The organism is Burkholderia sp. 9120, from assembly GCF_000745015.1.
In the GTDB taxonomy this organism is placed as follows: Bacteria; Pseudomonadota; Gammaproteobacteria; order Burkholderiales; family Burkholderiaceae; genus Paraburkholderia.
Genome location: NZ_JQNA01000002.1, coordinates 4,292,083 through 4,308,501 on the forward strand (window position 1 = coordinate 4,292,083; position 16,419 = coordinate 4,308,501).

Genomic DNA, 16,419 nt, shown 5'->3' on the forward strand with positions numbered 1-16,419 from the left:
GCGATGACAAACGACGAGATTGAAGCCTGGGCAAAAGATCCGCGACGCGCGGACACGATGCCATTCGGGCTCTACGAGCCCCCACGCCGCAAGGGAATAACCGGCGCGGCGCTGGTGGTTCGGGGCACGCTGTACTTCCGCAACGGCTTCACTCCCGAGGTCCGACAGGCGCTGATCAGTTGCTTCGAGCAGTACCGTGCGGTGATCGAAGAGTACTGCCAAGCCCTCGAAGCGGCAGCCGGCAAATCACCATCCAAGACCGGGCCCCTGCGGTGGCTCTATGCTGAGGGCGAAGAACCGTCCGCGCACGACCCGGCACACGGATTCGAGCGTCTGGCGAAGACGGTTCCCGCGAACCAGACCCTGGCCGTAGCCATGACGAGCGCAGACCACAAGCTCGCCACTGGTTTCTACGATTTCACCGCGTTTGCCCTTAGCGACTGGAAAGCTGAGCGCAATCGCGGCCTCGACGCAATCACCTTCACCGTGCCCCGGGCGTTCCTCGTGCATCGCCCCGCCCGGTTTCAGGCGATGTTTAACGCCTTCGCCGAGGCCCTGCCGACCGTCCATGGTCACGCCGGCTTTGCGGTCAACGTGCCTCCGATGGGACGTAGGCCTAACGAAGCGAGCGAGTATTTCTACGCACGTCGCTTCGGGCCGGGTATAGATGTAGGCGACCCCATGCGATCGAACGTGCGAAAGCTGTTCACCAAGATCAAAACCGTTGACTGGCTAACCGCACTTAACGCGGAGCTGGTCCGCGAGGTCGGCGGAGCTTCATCGCTCGCACTCCCGCCTGACTGGTACATCAGCCAACCCTTGGGCAATGGCGGCCTGCTTATCCAGGCTGGGGCCGCACCAGAGACAGGCATCTCGGACGGACCGGGTAAGCCGGTTCTGCCTCCAGCGGCATACGTGATCCTCAACAACGCGCTGCACCCGATCGTCGTCGACACACTCGACACATTGCAGGACGGGACGCTCGACAGCACCGCACCGCTACTAAGCACCGCTGTTAGCACTGAAAGATGGTTGCGCCGGTTCGCCGTGCCGGACGACCAGATCAACGCGTGGTGGGTCGAACTGCACAAGACACCAAAGGTCACGGACGACCGAACAGCGATCGAGACGCAAACCAAAAAGCTTCGGGAGCGAATGGGCTTACCGGCGGCCTGAGTACTGGCAGATTTTCAATCTATGGGGGTTGGGCAATAGCCCGACAGAAAGCCGGGTTCATACCCGGCTTTTTGTATGCACAAAAATAGCTTGCAAGTCATAATTTTTGTGCATACAATAATGACATGCAAATCGAATTCGACCCGGCCAAAGATCAAATCAACCAAGGCAAGCACGGCGTTTCGCTGGCGATGGCCGAAGCATTCGAGATGGACATCGCGGTAGTCTGGATCGACGACCGATTCGATTACAACGAAAAGCGGTTTAATGCTCTCGGCCCGATAGGCGATCGCATCTACTCGCTTTCCTTCACTATGCGCGGCGAAACGCTACGCCCAATCAGTCTGCGCAAGGCCAACCGTAGAGAGGTGATCAAATATGTCAACGAAGCGTAAATTTCATATCCCCAGCGCCGCAGAAGATGCGGCACTTACCAAGGCGGCCGAGAGCGATGCGGACAATCTGCCGCTTACCGATGCGCAATTGAACCGCATGCGCCCCGCGCGTGAAGCGCTGCCGGCGATGGTCGGCAACCAAGCCGCAGAGGCATTGCTTAAGCGTCCCGGCCGGCCGGCGACGCCGATCGACCAGCACAAGGTACGCACGACGATCAGGCTCGATCCTGACCTTATCGACGCTTTCAAAGGCACGGGCGCCGGATGGCAATCGCGTATGAACGACGCCCTTCGTGAGTGGGCCAGCTCGCACGGCATGATTCACGGCCGCCAGAAATCTATCTAAAGAAAACGATCGTTTTCTTTACGGTTTAAGCCAGGGGCATTTGATGCCCCTTTTTCGCATATGCGGTGAAACAACCCGTAAATTTATCTACGTAACGGAAACGGTCTTCGAAAGTGGACACGAAAAAGCCTGCTGAGCGCAGGCTTTTTTACGAGTGGGTGAGGGGGGTTATTCAGCCGCAATGTCCTTTTACTAGCGCACGTTTGATAATGCGCGTTGCCGCATCGAGCGAACTTCGCTGGTTCCCCGCGAAAGTTCGCGACAATAGTTTGTCACCTCGCTGGCCACTCTCGCCGCTGCAATGCTGTTGATATCCCGCTCCGAAAAGACAGGGCGTATCTTTGAGTTTGAGTGGAGCCGCCACTCGGGCTTGATTTCACAGAAGATCGCGACGCCGGGTTTCCCCAAGGCTGCGGCGATGTGCATCAACCCGCCGTCTGCGCCGATAAAAAACGAACTCCGCTGTATCAGCTCGGCCGCGGCGGCCACATTCGGCAGGTCGATGTGTGACTCGACGTGACCGCAGTCCTGTTGTTCGCAAACTGCCCTGACCGTATCGAGCGCCGTCTCGCCTGCGCCAATCAGGATAAAACTCGGACCCGGAATCTGCTCCGGCCAACTCGAAGAAATCAGGCGCACAAGCTCTGCCCAATTTCCGTACGTGCGGCGCTTGTCGCCGCCGCCGACCGCGATCGAAATAGTGAACGGCTGCGGCCGCCTTGTGCCTTGCGCCGGGACCGTCAATGCCGGTTCGATCGGACCAGCTTCGCGCGGCTTGAAAACGCGCGCGATCTGCTCATAGGCGAGCTGAATCCTCGAAAAACGCTCGTCCCTACGATGCGCCATGATCGACAGCCACGGCGTGAACGGATGGTATTGGAGTTTCTTGAAAATGGTTTTCGTCGACAAACTCTGGACAATCACCATGTCGTATCGCGCGTCGCAATCATCCAGCGAACGAGACACGCGCCGGAATCGCTCGTCCCCGATAAACAGCTCTATTGGGCCATGAGGCATGCACAAGTCGATGGTTATGCGCGAGTCGATCAGAAACCTCTGCGACAGGTCCATGATGGAATCGCCGATCGTCGCCCAGTCGTAATACCACAAGAGTTTTCGCGTGGTCTGAGGGGCATCACTTGCAATCAAAAGCTGCTGTCCACTGAGAAGCATTAACGCATTGCGTTTAATGTTCGACACGGACAGCGCTTGCGGAATTGACAGCCTGTTCTTGAGTGTTCTGCGGCCGATACCTGCCATTGACTTCCCCGGATGAAAGCTAAAGTTATGTATTTGTAATGTTAAGAGAATTATATCTAAGAAGGCACACCGACTGAATCGGAGTCGAAGCATCCGTTCAGCGCCCGTCAGCGTGCCGATTCTTTGCGTACGTATGCTGGCGGGTCGGCACCTGCAAATAGCCGCCCAGCGCGCCACATTCGCGGCAGTTCAACCGCAAGCTCTTGCCAGCGTTCAAGTACGGCTGAAAATCTGCCTTCACTTTTCGCGCGGCGGATTTTGTCCACGACATTCCAGCCACGAACATAGAGTGCGAAGCTGCGCTGACTCGAAAGGAAATGCGGCGCGTGTATGCCGACCCACGCGAGGATTTCGGCCGGTGGCACGTCTGGCGCCGCGGGATCAGGGTCAATGTTGGGGACGACTGGGCTTTCGTCGCGCGGCGTAGGACCGCCGGGATTGGTTTGGCTGGCGCCGCTTTGCGCAAGCAGGCGAAGCAGTTCGATTCGATGCCACGGGATTGGCGAGCGGCCGGCAACGTAGTTGCGGACAGTCCGCGAGCAACAGCGGAGTTTTCTGGCAATCGCAGCGATCGTAAGGCCGCCGGTCAGCTCCAGAAACTCATGTACACAGCCGTGTCGTTGCTCTGCGAACACCTGGGAATCCCTGCGGGAAGTCTGAAGGGCGCGTAAACTAACGTAAACATTACAATCTCGCAAAAGTCGCTACAGATTGTAAGCATCGCGGTGAAGTGGTTAGCTAGATGATTTGACATAATATAAATTATCAACAATCTGTCTGTAGAGGCTAAGTTGTAATGTCCGCTTCTAGCCATGTTCAGATGTCCGCTTTCCAGCGGCATAAGCTTGACCGGCGCCGATCTTCCGGTGCCGGAGGCTGCGATGGCTGCAACGGACACGATCACCATGACGATGCACGAGGTGGACAGGTTCAAGGTCGTCCAATCGGTCGTCGACGGACGGCTGATGCCCTGGCGTGCGGCTGAAATCGGGCCGAAGGTGCACGCGGGCTGGTTTCCCGTCGACGTGAGCGCACCAGCAATCACCAGTTGCCGGCCGGCGTGGCGGATCGTGCGCTGACCCTCATCCGTGAGTTCTACGCCGATTTTGGGCCGACGCTGGCGCGCGAGAAACTGCGCAAATGTCACGGGCTGATGCTGTCCAAGAAAACGGTGCGACAACCGTCGCGCGTCGGGTTCGCCGTCACGAACCAGTCAGGGGCAGGCGCCGAAGTCGAAGGAGCGCAGGACCGGCACAAAAAAGCAGCGCGAAATCACGGTTGAGGATCTGAACACCGCGATTGGCAAAACAGCGGCCAGCCTCCAGGACTCCGTACTCAGAACCCCGTCATCCGGTTATGGGATTTATCAACCGGGTGCGAGGTCAGGTATCCACACCGGTCACGATCTCGCTAAAGGCAAAAATCGGCCAATAGCCGACTTGCCCCGGCACAATCGCATCGCCGGAAAGCGGCCATTCGCCGGGAGCGTAGGAAACATTACGGCTCGATAAACAGAAACCTTGCATATCTTCCGCTTCCGTAATTCTCGGGCATTCGACATTTCTGGTAGCACTGTACCAACCGGAAACCGGCCTTCTCACGATCTGACTCATCGCCTTCCTGAGACCAGATACCGTAACTTTTCTCTGCGAGAGTGACGAGAAAGTTCCTCTCCCCTCCCGAGAGCGTTGAGCGCTCCAGCAGATCGCACACGAGATTTGCAGTCACCACGCCAAACAGGCGGCGCTGTGCACGAGAGTCGAGCGCAACCATGAGTTGTATCGCCTCTGTGAATATTTCCTCGCCCTCCTGCGCTGACCGCTGCAACGTGATCGCAGGCAGAGCAAGCGCAGTGATATAAAACTGGTCCTGCTCATCGAAGCTGTCGAGTCGTACAGTCAAATCCTGAGCTTTCACGAGTACGGCTTGTTGACGTTTCACACGCGACCAGCAGGCAAGAGACGCGTGCGGATGTTCATGTCCTAGCTGTTCCAGATAACGTATTCCGTTCTGCCAGTCACCCAGGTGCTCGCCGAATACATGGGAAGCGAGCGCCGCCAATTCAACGAGATCGGACTCGCCCATCGGGGACGATAGCCTTGTCCAGAGCCTTTCAGCAACACCCTCAGGCTTCTTCGTATGGTCCTGCCAGTCCTGCTTCAAGGCTTGACGAAGCAATTCGTCGTTCATCGGCATCGTATTCATACACACCTCCCGTTAGATTGCCTAAATGGTAGATTCGAGGCTGGTGTGCGTACAGCGCATGTTTTACAGGTATAAGTTGCGTTCAACGCATCTTTATGAAGGAGCCACAGCGAACTATATGGATCTCAACCTGCTACTCGCGCTGAAAGCGCTGATTGAAGAGGAAAGTGTGTCGCGTGCAGCGATCAAACTTAACCTGAGTCCGTCGGCGATGAGCCGAAGCCTTGCTCGCGTCCAAGATGCTTTCGGCGATAAGGTCCTGGTTCGAGCAGGAAAGAGAATGGTGGTTACGGAAACAGCACGGCACCTGAAAGACCCGCTGGACCGGATCCTTCACGACGTCGGATTGCTGCTTGGCAGGCAACAAAAAGCGATCGCGACGGAGAGAGTCGTCAATATAAGTGCTAACGATGGATTCATTGACTCGTTTGCCGTGCACCTCATTGCAGAAGCGCACAAGGTCTGGCCGCTTGTGAAGATCCGTTTTTCGCCAAAACACGAAAAAACCCCTGAGTATCTTCGCAGTGGCGACCTCGATTTCGAAATCGGGGTGGTCGGCAACACCGGTCCGGAAATCTTGATTAGAAAGCTGTTCGATGACCGTATGGTCGGTGTTTGCAGGAAGGGACATCGACTGGCACGACGCAAAATAACACTCGACACCTACCTTGCCTTTCCGCACATTAGCGTGTCCCGTAAAGGTCGATTTCATGGGCCGATCGATGATGCGTTGAGGGTTCAGGGGCTGACACGGAACGTAATCGCTGTTGTCCCGAGCTTCAGTTCGGGTATTGAACTCGCCCAGCGTTCTGACTGGATCGCTCATGTTCCTGAAAAGCATACAGTCCAGTCCCGGCGCGACGTTGTGACCTTCAAACTGCCGATAGTCACACCAGCTTTAGCCATTTCAATCATGTGGCATCCCCGGTTTGAACACGACCCGATTCATACCGGGTTGCGAGACATGATCGTGAAAGTCTGCAGGCGGATCACTGGGGCGTCGGTGGATTGATACTTGAACGTAGGTGGCGATCAGTGAAGCCACAGCCGTGCTAGTAATGAGGGGGCTTGACGTGGGCTTACGCGGCGCCGTGAAAAGCGGCGCGCTACAGGCGGGAGTCGGCCTGGGTGCCGGCCGGTCGGCACGACGCAGAGATGCCCGGCAACGAACCGGACATATCAACTGCGACAAGTATTTCGTGCAGTCCGCTCGCCGCCTGGTCATCGCAGCTCCCCAACACCGTCTGCGCAGCTCGCAGGATCGACATGCGGGAATGCAGACGCCTTTCACAGTCGGCAACGTAACGTGCAAATTCGATAGGCTCGTCGACAGACAGTCGATCAATCAACTCTCGATCATCCTTCACGATCAATGGATTCATTCTTGCGAAACTGAAGATCCGCTTCAACGGCAAGAACCTCTGGCTGCGGACGATCGTGTCGACGCTGTTCGCCGAATTCGTCTACTCGTATGTATGCAGCTTCATCGGCGAAGGGGTCGATGTGTACGACTATTACACCAACTTCAACCCGTTCTCTCTCGCGGTGAAGTGAGCTCGCGCGTTAGCGCACGCCGCACCGGGCCGACGGTGCGGCGGCCTGGCATAGCGCCAACGCTGGCGCATTCTGCCGCCTGGTCGTGCCGCTCAGCGGCGCGCAACCATGAAGAGCCGTTCGAATGGCAGCGTGCATGAGCCATCGTCGTTCTGGTAGTGGCGCGCCAGATGGCTCGAATAGTTCTGGCAATACACCTCGAACGACGCGGGATCGAGCATGCTGCTGACCGGTCGAAGCGGCGCGCCCTTCGCCCACTCGACGAGTCCTTCGACGCCGCTGAACGTCAGCTCATAGGTCGAAGTCCAGATCTCACAGGTTACGCCGAGCGATGCCATGATGGCCGCATATTCATCCGCACCGAGCACAGGAGCCTGCCTGAGCTTTCCCTGCAACCTGCCCTTCCATTCAGCCGTCCCGGCAACCGCAAGGATTGCCGTATAGAAAGGCGTGCAGAACATGTTCGGCATCTGGATCGCAAGCGTTCCTCCCGCCGTCAACATCGCGCCCAGTCGCGCCAGTTGACGGGGGTGATCGGCGATCCACTGGAAAGACGAGCCGAGGTAAAGCAGATCGGTTCCCTCGTCGGCCTCGAATGTTTCGATCAGGCCGGTACGCCATTCGACGTCGGCCGCCGGTTGCAACTGGCGGGCCTCGTCGATCAGCGACGCGGACGAATCGATTGCATGGATGTCGGCGTGGGGATAGCGCCGGCGCAATGCAAGCGTCGAACAGTCGCCTGAACCGCACCCCAGATCCGCGATTCGGCTCGGCTCGCCCTGAATTTTCGCAATCAGTTCTTCGTTGGGCCAGTTGCGTTCCAATGCGAATAGCCTGTACTGATTCGCGTCCCATTCAGTCACCACGCCGAATCTCCCGCACTTGCCCCAACTTGCGATAATGGCCCTTCAACAGCGGGACGGATTCGAACTATGCATCGGCAAAGTGCAGCGTTTCCCGTTGCTGTTTCCTGATGTAGTTGCCCACCATGATCCTGCTGTCGGCGGCCTGAATCAGGAACATCTCTCCTGCGGAGAAGTCGGCCTCGTAATCGACAATCAACAGATCATCGGAGCGAATAATGGGCGCCATCGCACGGAAATTTTCCACTCTGGTTGCGTAGAGCGTCGATTCCGCCAGTGTCGTGTCGACACACGATGGGTCCGAAGCAGACGCTCGTTGGTTTCACCCTTGCGCCGTTGCCTGTCGAGCGGTTGATCGGCCCGCAGTTGCGCCGTAGTGACAGAGAAGAATTCGGCGACAAGCGCAAGTGTGGCGTCCGTAGGCGTGGCCGTGCGTCCGAGCAAAATATTGTTGATCGCCTTCTGCGATACGCCAGTTAGTCTGGCGAGTTCGCGTTCACTGACGCAAACGTCATCCATCAGGTATCGCAGCACATGCGCTGTGGACTGAAGCAGAACAGGTTCGGTATCGGTGCCGGCCAGGTCCGATGCAAGGTCAGCCGGGCTCACACCGAAAAAGTTGCCCAGCACCCTGAGCGTCGAGGCGCGAGGGTTTGACGCGCCGTTGACGAGCGCCTGCAGCGCAGACAGTGTGATGCCACTGCGCTTCGACAATTCATTGACGCTCGCTATACCGTGTCGGCGCATCAACGTTCGGATGTGTTGGGCGATGGTGCTCAACGTGGCTTCCTGGCAGGATGATTATCTCGTTCGCATGATAAGTGAAAACGGCTACGGCTTGACGCACATTCTGAACACCGCGTTGCATGTACGAGGTTCGACGACACGCTTCGAAATGACAATGACTTCACCTCAAGGTCTTAACGCTCGAACCATCGTTCCGCAGCCTCCTATCTCACCTCGACCGTCACCCGATCGTAACGCCCGCTTTCGTCGAACGCCGTAATCGCATAATCACCCGGCTGCGGAAACTGCACGGTCCACCCACGCCCCGCCGCAGCGCGACCGACCAGCATCCCGTTCACGAGCCAGCCGACCGTGCCGCGCGCACCATTTACACCCAGACGCACCTGTGGCGGCGCAGCGCCGTATGCGCGCTGAATCACTTCCCCGGCACTCGCGCCGGTAATCGCCAAACGCCCGCCCCACCCGTCTGCGGTGCACACCCCGGCGCCCAGCGTGGTGGATCGAGACGCCGGCTGCGCTCATCGAGCCACGGTTCGAGCACCGCGGGCCATAACGGACTTTCGGCTTCCCGCAACGGATGATCCGTGCAGTCCGACGTAGCCCGCAATCCGCTCACGGCGTCGACGGTGTAACGCAGAATCGGTTCGCCGCCGCGCACCGGATCGGGAAACGTCGGCGGCGCCACGCCACCGAGCAGCCATGCCCGACGTTGCGCGGCACACAAGGTATCGGGCTGCGTGTCGACCGCATTGCCGAGCGGCCAGCAGATCTGCGTCTGCGTCACATCCGGCGGCGGTTCGCGATGCAGCGTTGCGACCGCGTCGGGCAACGCCGCGAAGACGCTCATCATCAATGGCGTCGCCGCGTTGGCGCCGAAATAACCGGGGTTCGGCGTGCCGTCAGGCCGTCCGATCCACACGCCGACCGTGTAGCGATCCGTCACGCCGACGGCCCACGCGTCGCGAAAGCCGAAGCTCGTCCCGGTCTTCCACGCAATGCCGTGCGGCGCCCCGCGTTCTTCGATCGCGCGCCCCAACGGGCCGCCCGTCTCCAGAATATCGCGCACGATAAACGCCGCGCCCGCGCTCATCATCCGATGCTCGTCGCGCGGCGCATCGGGCGTGAGACGCGGCTGGCCCGCCATGCCGCCGCGCGCGAGCGAAGCGTACGCGCCGACCAGGTTCTCGAGCGTCGTATCGGCGCCGCCAAGAATCACCGCCAGATTCGGCGTGGCGCCGCGTGGAAAGCGTAGTGTCAAACCGCCCTGACGCAGCTTGTCGACGAAACGATCCGGGCCGTACTGGTCGAGCACCTGCACCGCCGGCACGTTCAACGAGCGTGTCAGCGCTTCCGAGACGCTCACCGCGCCGCTGAACGATTGCTCGAAGTTGCCCGGCTGATAGCCGCCGAACGATTGCGGCACATCGGACAGCAGCGACTCCGAATCGATGATCCCGGCGTCGAGCGCGAAGCCGTAGAGAAACGGCTTGAGCGTCGAACCCGGCGAACGCCACGCGCGCACCATGTCGACGTGGCTGGCGCGTTCGAGATCGCCGAAGTCGGCCGAACCCGCATAGGCGCGAGTCTCGAGCGTCGCGTTGTCGATGACGAGCGCCGCGCACGACGCATGGCGCGGCAACGTGCGCACCCGCTCGAGCAGCAGCGCCTCGACGGTGCTTTGCAGATCGGCGTCGATCGTGCTCGTCACGTGCAGTTTGCCGTGCGCGCCGCGCTTCAGGCGCTCGGCCAGCAACGGCGCCAGCATCGGCTCACGGATCGTCTGCGCGTAGACAGGCTCGGTCAGCGCATCGGCAATCACGGCAGCCGGCCAACGATCCGTCATCCGCTGCAGCACCTTGTCGCGCGCGCGCCGGGCACGCTCGGGAAAACGGTCGGGGCGCAGCAGCGACGGCGCCTGCGGCAGCACCGCGAGCATCGCGGCCTCCGCATGGCTCAGATTCGAAGGCGGCTTGCCGAGATAGGCGCGGCTCGCCGCGTCGACGCCTTCGAGCACGCCTCCCATCGGCGCATAGTTCAGATAGAGCGTGAGGATTTCGCGCTTCGAGAAATGGGCCTCGAGTTGCAGAGCGCGCAGAACCTGGTGCAGCTTGCCGGTCAGTGTGTGCGGCGTCGGGTCGATCACGCGCGCGACCTGCATCGTGATCGTCGAGCCGCCGGACACGATGTGGCCGTGCAAGGCCCACTGTGCGGCAGCGCGCACGAGCGCAAACGGGTTGACGCCCGGGTGCCACCAGAACGCGCGGTCTTCGTAGCCGATCACGGCCTCGACATAGAGCGGTGAAACCTGGGCGAGCGTGATCGGATTGCGCCAGATGTAAAGCTTGTCGGGAAACGCGCGCAGCGGCGTGCCGTCGCGCGCCGTGACGATCAACGAAAACGGTGCCGAGCGCCCCGGCGTCGGCAGCGGACAGAGACTGTCGGCGACTGAAGCCAGCACGCCGACACCAACGGCCGCGGCAAGCGCCACACGCACCGCGCGCGACGCCCGAGCCCAGCCCAACACGCGACAAGCGCGCGCCCGGCCACCTGCCCAGCGTGAACGTGCCGGCACTACCACGCGGTCCCCGTCGCTCGACACTGCCGCTACCTCAGTTGACCGTCGCAGCCGAAGCAGCGGACGAAGCCGCCCTCGCGCTGGCCGGTTCCGCCGCCACGGCGCGCGTCGCACTCGCGGCAGCAACCGGCGCCGGCGCCGCCGGCGCAGCGCTGTCGACAATCGTCATCTTCGTCTGCGGATCGAGCACGCCGAACACCTCGGGCCGGTACATATCCTGCGCGAAAAGCGGCGGCACCGTGTACTGCCCGGGCGTCACGACGCGCGCGCGGTAGAACAGATCGAGACTGCCCCAGCCGAGTTTCACCGCCGCCACGAAGCGATCGTCGCGGAACTCGACGTGCTGGATGCGGTTGCTCTGCATCGCCTCGTTGACATTGATGCCGTCCACCTTGAGGCTATCGCCGTTCTCGCCTTGCACGAGGTTCGCGTTCTCGATTTCGAGGCCGGCCGGAATCCGGTCGACGACGATGGCGGACGCCGTCACATAGCTCGCCGCGCTCGCGTGAAGATGGACCAGCACCGTATCGCCGATTTTCAGCGTCTCGTTGCCGAGGGCCGTGCCGTCCGCCTTCCGATACTCGCGGGTCAGCGAGATCTGCGGCACGCCGCTCGCGGGCTGCGGCGTGTGCACGGGGCTACCGCTCAACGCCAGTTCCACGAACAGGTGTTGATCCGACGGATTCGTCACGGTCAGCCCCTGCGCGAACTCCGTCGCGCTGACGTCGGCGAACTGCGTCGCCACGCTGTCGACGCTGCGCGTGCCGCTCGCGCTATCGATCGTCGCGCGCCACGGCTTCGGCTCCTCGGAGGCCAGTGACTGACCCAGACGGAACAGCGCGAGACGCTCCTGCGTGCTGAAGTAGTACGAACCGCGCGCTGCCATCTCACCCTGCACGCGGCCGAGCAGCGTCGCCGCCTGCGGCGCCTGGATGTTGTCGCGCCTGAGCAGCACGAATTCCATCGCCTGGTCGCGCAGATTGCTGCCGTAGTCCCACCACCAGTAGCCGCTCCGGCGCTCGACCTTGAGCCCCTGCGCGATGGCCTGCTGGCCGCGCGCGTTGTCGCCCATCAGGTTCAGCGCGATGCCCAGTTCGACCAGCGAGAGCCCCGAGTTGGCGTACACGCGCTGATCGAACAGCAGACGCAGCGTCGCGAGCGGCGCCTTGCGTTCGTGCGCGAGCACGTACGCGGCCTGCACAAGCGCTTCGTACGAGCGGTTGTTGCGCGTCACGTCGTCGATCAACTGGCGCAGCGTGTCCGGGGTCACGTGCGTGGGCAATGGCGTGATCTGCGCGCTGCCCTCCTGCAAACCGCGCAGCAGATAAGCGGTCGCCTTGCTGTAGAGCGCGTCGGGCACCGCGAAACCTTGCGCGCGTGCGTCCTGGAGGAAGCCCGTCACATAGGCGGACAGCCAGAAGTCGTCGGGCGTGTTGCCCCACAGGCTGAAACCGCCGTGCGCCGACTGGTAGCCGCCCAGCTTGCCGAGCGCGAAGTCGATCCGCTGGGCGCGCTCCTCGCGGGTGTAGACCTTGAGGCCGTAGCGCTTCGCCGCCGCCTCGTCGACGTAGAGCCACGGATAGGCACTGCTGGTCGCCTGCTCGGCACAGCCGTACGGATATTCGAGCAGCCACTTGACGGCCGCCTTCACGTCGACGGGCGGCGTGTTCGAGACGAACAGATGCGCCGACAGCGAGCCCGGATACAGACCCGCAATGGCCGGGTCGCGGATCGTGAGCGTCGCGCCCGGGTCGATCGTGTAGCGCAGCGTCTGTTGTATCGACGGGGTCGGCGCTTCCACTTCGAGCGCGTAATGACGCGTCAGCGCCACCCCCGCGCCCTGCACCGCGACGTCGATGGCATGCAAGCCTTGCTGGTCGCCGGCATCGACGTCATAGCGCAGCGTCACTTTCTGCTGCGGACGCAAGGTCACGTCGCGCGAGCCGTTCTGCACCGTGAGACCGTCCTGCGCCTTCACGTCGATCCTGAACGTCCCGGTGCCGCCCGTGAGGTTCTGCACGTCGAGGGCGAGCGTCGAGTGATCGCCAAAGTTCAGATAGCGCGGCGTCGACAGCTCGGCGATTACCGGCGCGGCGACGACCATCTCCTGGCTCTGGCTACCGAAGCGGTCAGCGGTTGCGACGACCGCGGCAAGCCGCAGCGTGCCGTTGAAGTCGGGCAGCGTCAGCGGGATGTCGGCTTCGCCGTTTGCATCGAGCGTGATGGGGCCGGTGAACAGGTCGACGAGCTTCACCTTCTTCGGCAGATCCTGGGTCGACTTAGGCGTCGTATCGCCGCCCCATTTCAGCTTGCCCTTCTTGCCCGCCAGCTTCTCGATCAGACGACCGTAGATGTCGTGCAGGTCCGCGCCGTATTGCAGCTTGCCGAAGAACCCCTGGAACGGATCGGGAACCGGGAACTTCGTGATGTTGAGAATCCCCACGTCGACGGCCGACAGCGTCAGCATCGCGCTCTGTCCTTTCGCCGCCGGCACCTTCACCTTGATCTTCACGACGGTCTCGGACTTGACCTTCGCCGGCGCGTCGATCGACACGTCGAGCCTGCGGTCCTGGCGCGCGAGCGGCAGCGCAATCAGACCGAGCGCGCGCGCCGGCGTGACCAGATCGCCTTCGTTGCCGGGGCGCAGCACCATCACGTTCACATACAGGTCGTGCCGCTGCCAGGCCGGCTCGACCGGAATGTCGACCGTGCTGCTCGCGCCGTCGATCTTCACGCGCTTCGTCCACAGCGTGCGGTCACCGTCGACCGTGATCAGCGCGCTACCGGCGTGCGGTGGCGTGATCGTCAGATGCGCGGTGTCGCCGCTGCGGTACGCGTCGCGATCGAGCTTCAGCGTCACGCGGTCGGGACGCTGGCCGGCCTGCTCATTGGTCTGCGCGTTCCAGCCCGCATAGAAGCGATAGCGCTGCGTGAGGCCGGTTGCCGCGTCGAACAGTTCGAGGCGATAGCGGCCGTATTTGACCGGCACGTGCAATTGCCCGCGACCGCCCGCCGGAATATCCAGCACGCCCGTGTACATCAGCTCGTCGGTATCCGTGAAGCCGGAGTTCCAGCCGCGCTGGTCGTCGAAGCGCCAGTAGTAGTCGCGGTTCTCGCGGAACATTCGCACCTGCAGGCCCTTGGTGGCTTTCGGATTACCGGTCTGATCGACGCGGATCACTTCGAAATCGGTGGGGGAGTTTTCCGGTGCGTAGTCGCCGGTGAACAGCGGACGAACGGCGGTCAGGACCGGCGCCGGCCAGATGGTGCGTTCGAGATTGCGTACCACCGGGCGGCCGCCCGATTCGAGCAGGCTCAGCGTAGCCCGTACCGTGACCGGCGAATGCGCGTCTTTCGCGGGATCGGCGGGAATTTCAAAAGAGAGCTTGCCGTTGTCGTCGAGCGCCTGGTCGTCGAGTTGCTGGCGCGCATGCAGCGCGTCGTCGTTCGCGTCGCCGAACTCGAAACCCGGATAGCGTGCGTTGAGCGGATTCTTATCGCGCTCGAACTCCGCGACGCCGAGCAGACGATTGCCCGCCGCCGGCGCACCGTACAGGTACATGCCCGTCACATCGACGTGGAACGCCTGCCCCGGCGCGAGCACCGCCGACGGACTTGCCAGGTCGAGCTTCATGCGCTCCGGCAGGAATTCCTCGACCTTGAACTTCACGGTCGCATTCGGCGCCTTGCTGGCCGGGTCGTTGCGCAACTCAAGCGCCCAGCCGCCGGTAGGAGCGTCCCCAGGCAGCGTGATCTTCTGCTGGTAGTAGCCGGGACGCCCGGCCACCGGTTGCCAGGTCGAGACGAACTGCGTCTTGCCGTCGGCGCGCCGCAGCGTCGCCTGCAACGGCTGCGGCGGTACGGGCCGGCCGTCGGCGTCGCGCGCGAGCACCGACATCGTGAAGGTCTCGCCCGGCCGGTACAGGTCGCGCCCACTCCACGCGAAGAGCCGCACCAGCTTGTAGTCCGACCCGGCGATGTCGAACTCGCCGAGATCGAGCGCCGCTTCGTGCACCGACAGCACCGACATCTGCCCTTCTTTCTGCGCCAGCACGAGGGCGGCGCCGTCGGGCTGCTTCGCGAACGACGCGTGTCCGTCACCGTCGGTCTGCCCGCGCCCGAGCACCTTGCCCTGTCGGTCGAGCCAGGTGATGTCCACGTTCGATACGGCACTGCCGTCGGTCAGCGAGCTGACGAAGGCTTCGGCCGCGTGATCGAAAAGCCGCAGATGCAGCCCGAGGTCGCTGACGTAGTAGTAGGTGGTCTGGTATTCGTAGCGGAAGCGCCCCGGCTGCGACATCACGGCGACGTAGATGCCGGGTTCCTGCAGCGCCTTGATCGTCTCGACCGGCAGATAGGTCACGCTGCGCCGGTCGGTTTGCTGCTCGGTCAGGAAGCGCCCTTGATAGACGCTATCCGCCATCTTGTGGAGGCCGTCGAGCGACCAGAGCGATACCGCGCCGTGCAGATCGCTGTTCAGATCGGGGTCGCGGGATTGATTGCTGTTGTCGCCGGAATCATCGTCGTCGCCCGACGAGGGCGACGGCTGCTTGCGCGCGAGCATCGCATCGATGAAGCGCGGCAACTGGTCCGGCCGCACGCGCATGAACTGCACGTCGACTTCCGGCACATTCACGGTGACCACCGGCAGGCCGCCGCTCTCCTTCGCCGGCAGCACCATGCCGCGGCTCGCGAAATAAAACGCGGGCGAGACGGCGGGCGTGTTGATCGAATAGCGGACTTCGCGGCCGAGCTTGCGACCGTCCTTGCCGGTCAGCGTGTCCTGAATCTGCACGACGTAGCGCGTCAGCGGCTCGACGTGCGGGAAGTAGAGTAAGCGCGGATTGTCGCCGACGACCCATGCGCCGGAGACGGCCACGCCACCCGCGAGATCGGTCAGCTTCTCCGACGTGCTGACTTCGCTCGCCGCCGATGCGCCTTGCGCACTGGCGGCGCTGTCGTCGCTATCTTCGCTATCGGTCGACGCGGTCGTTTTGGCGTTGCCTTTCGACGGCATCTTGAAGACGCGTACGACCTTATCGTAATCGGTGCCCGCATCGAGCGGCTGTGAAAATGTCAGCGCCAACGCCGGGTGTCCGTCGAGCTCGCGGTTGGCGGCGTCGATCACCGTGAATGGCGTGTTGGGATCGGAGGCTACGTCCGCTTCTTCCGCGTGGCCGCCATGCAGGTAGTGCACCATGGCCCAGATCGCCAATGCGGCGACGATCAGCAGGAAGGCGGCGAGTCCACGTTTGTAGTTCTTCTTCATACGACCCCTGGTCGAATTCGCTGCGGGCG

General features: G+C 61.9%; 14 protein-coding genes and 1 pseudogene. 5 read left to right on the forward strand and 10 right to left on the reverse strand.

Annotated features, from left to right (window positions below; all coding sequences use genetic code 11):
• The first annotated feature begins 3 nt into the window (after positions 1 to 3).
• The 3 genes from FA94_RS27340 to FA94_RS27350 all read left to right on the forward strand — a co-directional run bounded on the left by FA94_RS27340 (position 4) and on the right by FA94_RS27350 (position 1,917).
• Positions 4 to 1,176 carry a DUF3396 domain-containing protein gene (locus tag FA94_RS27340; protein WP_051980783.1) on the forward strand — a complete coding sequence of 391 codons (1,173 nt, stop codon included), beginning with the start codon at positions 4 to 6 and terminating at the stop codon, positions 1,174 to 1,176.
• A gap of 125 nt (positions 1,177 to 1,301) precedes the next feature.
• Positions 1,302 to 1,571 (forward strand): BrnT family toxin, encoded by a 270-nt coding sequence (locus FA94_RS27345; RefSeq protein ID WP_035557135.1) that lies wholly within the window; start codon positions 1,302 to 1,304, stop codon positions 1,569 to 1,571.
• Complete coding sequence (locus tag FA94_RS27350) at positions 1,555 to 1,917, forward strand: BrnA antitoxin family protein (protein WP_035557136.1); 363 nt, start codon at positions 1,555 to 1,557, stop codon at positions 1,915 to 1,917. The genes FA94_RS27345 and FA94_RS27350 overlap by 17 nt, the downstream gene beginning before the upstream one ends.
• A 192-nt stretch (positions 1,918 to 2,109) precedes the next feature.
• Here FA94_RS27350 and FA94_RS27355 read toward each other — a convergent pair whose 3' ends face one another.
• Positions 2,110 to 3,177, reverse strand: a complete 1,068-nt coding sequence (locus FA94_RS27355; protein WP_167444675.1) for a glycosyltransferase family 9 protein — start codon at positions 3,175 to 3,177, stop codon at positions 2,110 to 2,112.
• Between the two features lie 107 nt (positions 3,178 to 3,284).
• Positions 3,285 to 3,812, reverse strand: coding sequence for an IS21 family transposase (locus tag FA94_RS38235; RefSeq protein ID WP_081936151.1), 528 nt, complete (start codon positions 3,810 to 3,812; stop codon positions 3,285 to 3,287).
• A 246-nt stretch (positions 3,813 to 4,058) separates the two neighbouring features.
• Here FA94_RS38235 and FA94_RS37395 point away from each other — a divergent pair.
• Positions 4,059 to 4,357: pseudogene (locus tag FA94_RS37395) on the forward strand (ISNCY family transposase); the annotation flags it as partial.
• Positions 4,358 to 4,674: 317 nt separating this feature from the next.
• Here the strand turns inward: FA94_RS37395 and FA94_RS27375 are convergent.
• Entirely contained in the window at positions 4,675 to 5,382 is a 708-nt protein-coding gene (locus tag FA94_RS27375) for a hypothetical protein (RefSeq protein ID WP_051980789.1), read from the reverse strand.
• Between the two features lie 118 nt (positions 5,383 to 5,500).
• Here FA94_RS27375 and FA94_RS27380 point away from each other — a divergent pair, with 118 nt between their 5' ends.
• On the forward strand, positions 5,501 to 6,394 hold the full coding sequence (locus FA94_RS27380) for a LysR substrate-binding domain-containing protein (protein ID WP_035557143.1): 894 nt from the start codon (positions 5,501 to 5,503) through the stop codon (positions 6,392 to 6,394).
• A 94-nt stretch (positions 6,395 to 6,488) separates the two neighbouring features.
• Here the strand turns inward: FA94_RS27380 and FA94_RS27385 are convergent, their stop codons facing one another.
• The 7 genes from FA94_RS27385 to FA94_RS27405 all read right to left on the reverse strand — a co-directional run bounded on the left by FA94_RS27385 (position 6,489) and on the right by FA94_RS27405 (position 16,390).
• The gene (locus tag FA94_RS27385) at positions 6,489 to 6,791 is read right to left on the reverse strand and encodes a hypothetical protein (RefSeq protein WP_156126716.1); all 303 of its coding nucleotides are present in this window, start codon (positions 6,789 to 6,791) and stop codon (positions 6,489 to 6,491) included.
• A 237-nt stretch (positions 6,792 to 7,028) separates the two neighbouring features.
• On the reverse strand, positions 7,029 to 7,802 hold the full coding sequence (locus tag FA94_RS27390) for a methyltransferase domain-containing protein (RefSeq protein ID WP_197070249.1): 774 nt from the start codon (positions 7,800 to 7,802) through the stop codon (positions 7,029 to 7,031).
• A 64-nt stretch (positions 7,803 to 7,866) separates the two neighbouring features.
• Positions 7,867 to 8,028 (reverse strand): hypothetical protein, encoded by a 162-nt coding sequence (locus FA94_RS38825; protein ID WP_156126717.1) that lies wholly within the window; start codon positions 8,026 to 8,028, stop codon positions 7,867 to 7,869.
• Positions 7,995 to 8,579, reverse strand: coding sequence for a helix-turn-helix transcriptional regulator (locus FA94_RS38250; RefSeq protein ID WP_081936159.1), 585 nt, complete (start codon positions 8,577 to 8,579; stop codon positions 7,995 to 7,997). Before FA94_RS38250 ends, FA94_RS38825 begins: the two co-directional genes overlap by 34 nt.
• A gap of 170 nt (positions 8,580 to 8,749) precedes the next feature.
• Positions 8,750 to 8,965, reverse strand: coding sequence for a hypothetical protein (locus FA94_RS39575; protein ID WP_231585037.1), 216 nt, complete (start codon positions 8,963 to 8,965; stop codon positions 8,750 to 8,752).
• The gene (gene pbpC / locus FA94_RS27400) at positions 8,962 to 11,070 is read right to left on the reverse strand and encodes a penicillin-binding protein 1C (protein ID WP_231585038.1); all 2,109 of its coding nucleotides are present in this window, start codon (positions 11,068 to 11,070) and stop codon (positions 8,962 to 8,964) included. The genes FA94_RS39575 and pbpC overlap by 4 nt, the downstream gene beginning before the upstream one ends.
• Positions 11,071 to 11,155: 85 nt before the next feature.
• Entirely contained in the window at positions 11,156 to 16,390 is a 5,235-nt protein-coding gene (locus FA94_RS27405; RefSeq protein WP_051980791.1) for an alpha-2-macroglobulin family protein, read from the reverse strand.
• Between the last annotated feature and the right edge of the window lie 29 nt (positions 16,391 to 16,419).

What these genes read in the sequence shown, in the direction of transcription:
- FA94_RS38825 (WP_156126717.1), bottom strand. Translation starts at nt 8,028, where the DNA reads ATGGCGCCCATTATTCGCTCCGATGATCTGTTGATTGTCGATTACGAG.
- FA94_RS27405 (WP_051980791.1), bottom strand. Translation starts at nt 16,390, where the DNA reads ATGAAGAAGAACTACAAACGTGGACTCGCCGCCTTCCTGCTGATCGTC.
- FA94_RS27355 (WP_167444675.1), bottom strand. Translation starts at nt 3,177, where the DNA reads ATGGCAGGTATCGGCCGCAGAACACTCAAGAACAGGCTGTCAATTCCG.
- FA94_RS27340 (WP_051980783.1), top strand. Translation starts at nt 4, where the DNA reads ATGACAAACGACGAGATTGAAGCCTGGGCAAAAGATCCGCGACGCGCG.
- FA94_RS27345 (WP_035557135.1), top strand. Translation starts at nt 1,302, where the DNA reads ATGCAAATCGAATTCGACCCGGCCAAAGATCAAATCAACCAAGGCAAG.
- FA94_RS27375 (WP_051980789.1), bottom strand. Translation starts at nt 5,382, where the DNA reads ATGAATACGATGCCGATGAACGACGAATTGCTTCGTCAAGCCTTGAAG.
- FA94_RS27350 (WP_035557136.1), top strand. Translation starts at nt 1,555, where the DNA reads ATGTCAACGAAGCGTAAATTTCATATCCCCAGCGCCGCAGAAGATGCG.
- FA94_RS27380 (WP_035557143.1), top strand. Translation starts at nt 5,501, where the DNA reads ATGGATCTCAACCTGCTACTCGCGCTGAAAGCGCTGATTGAAGAGGAA.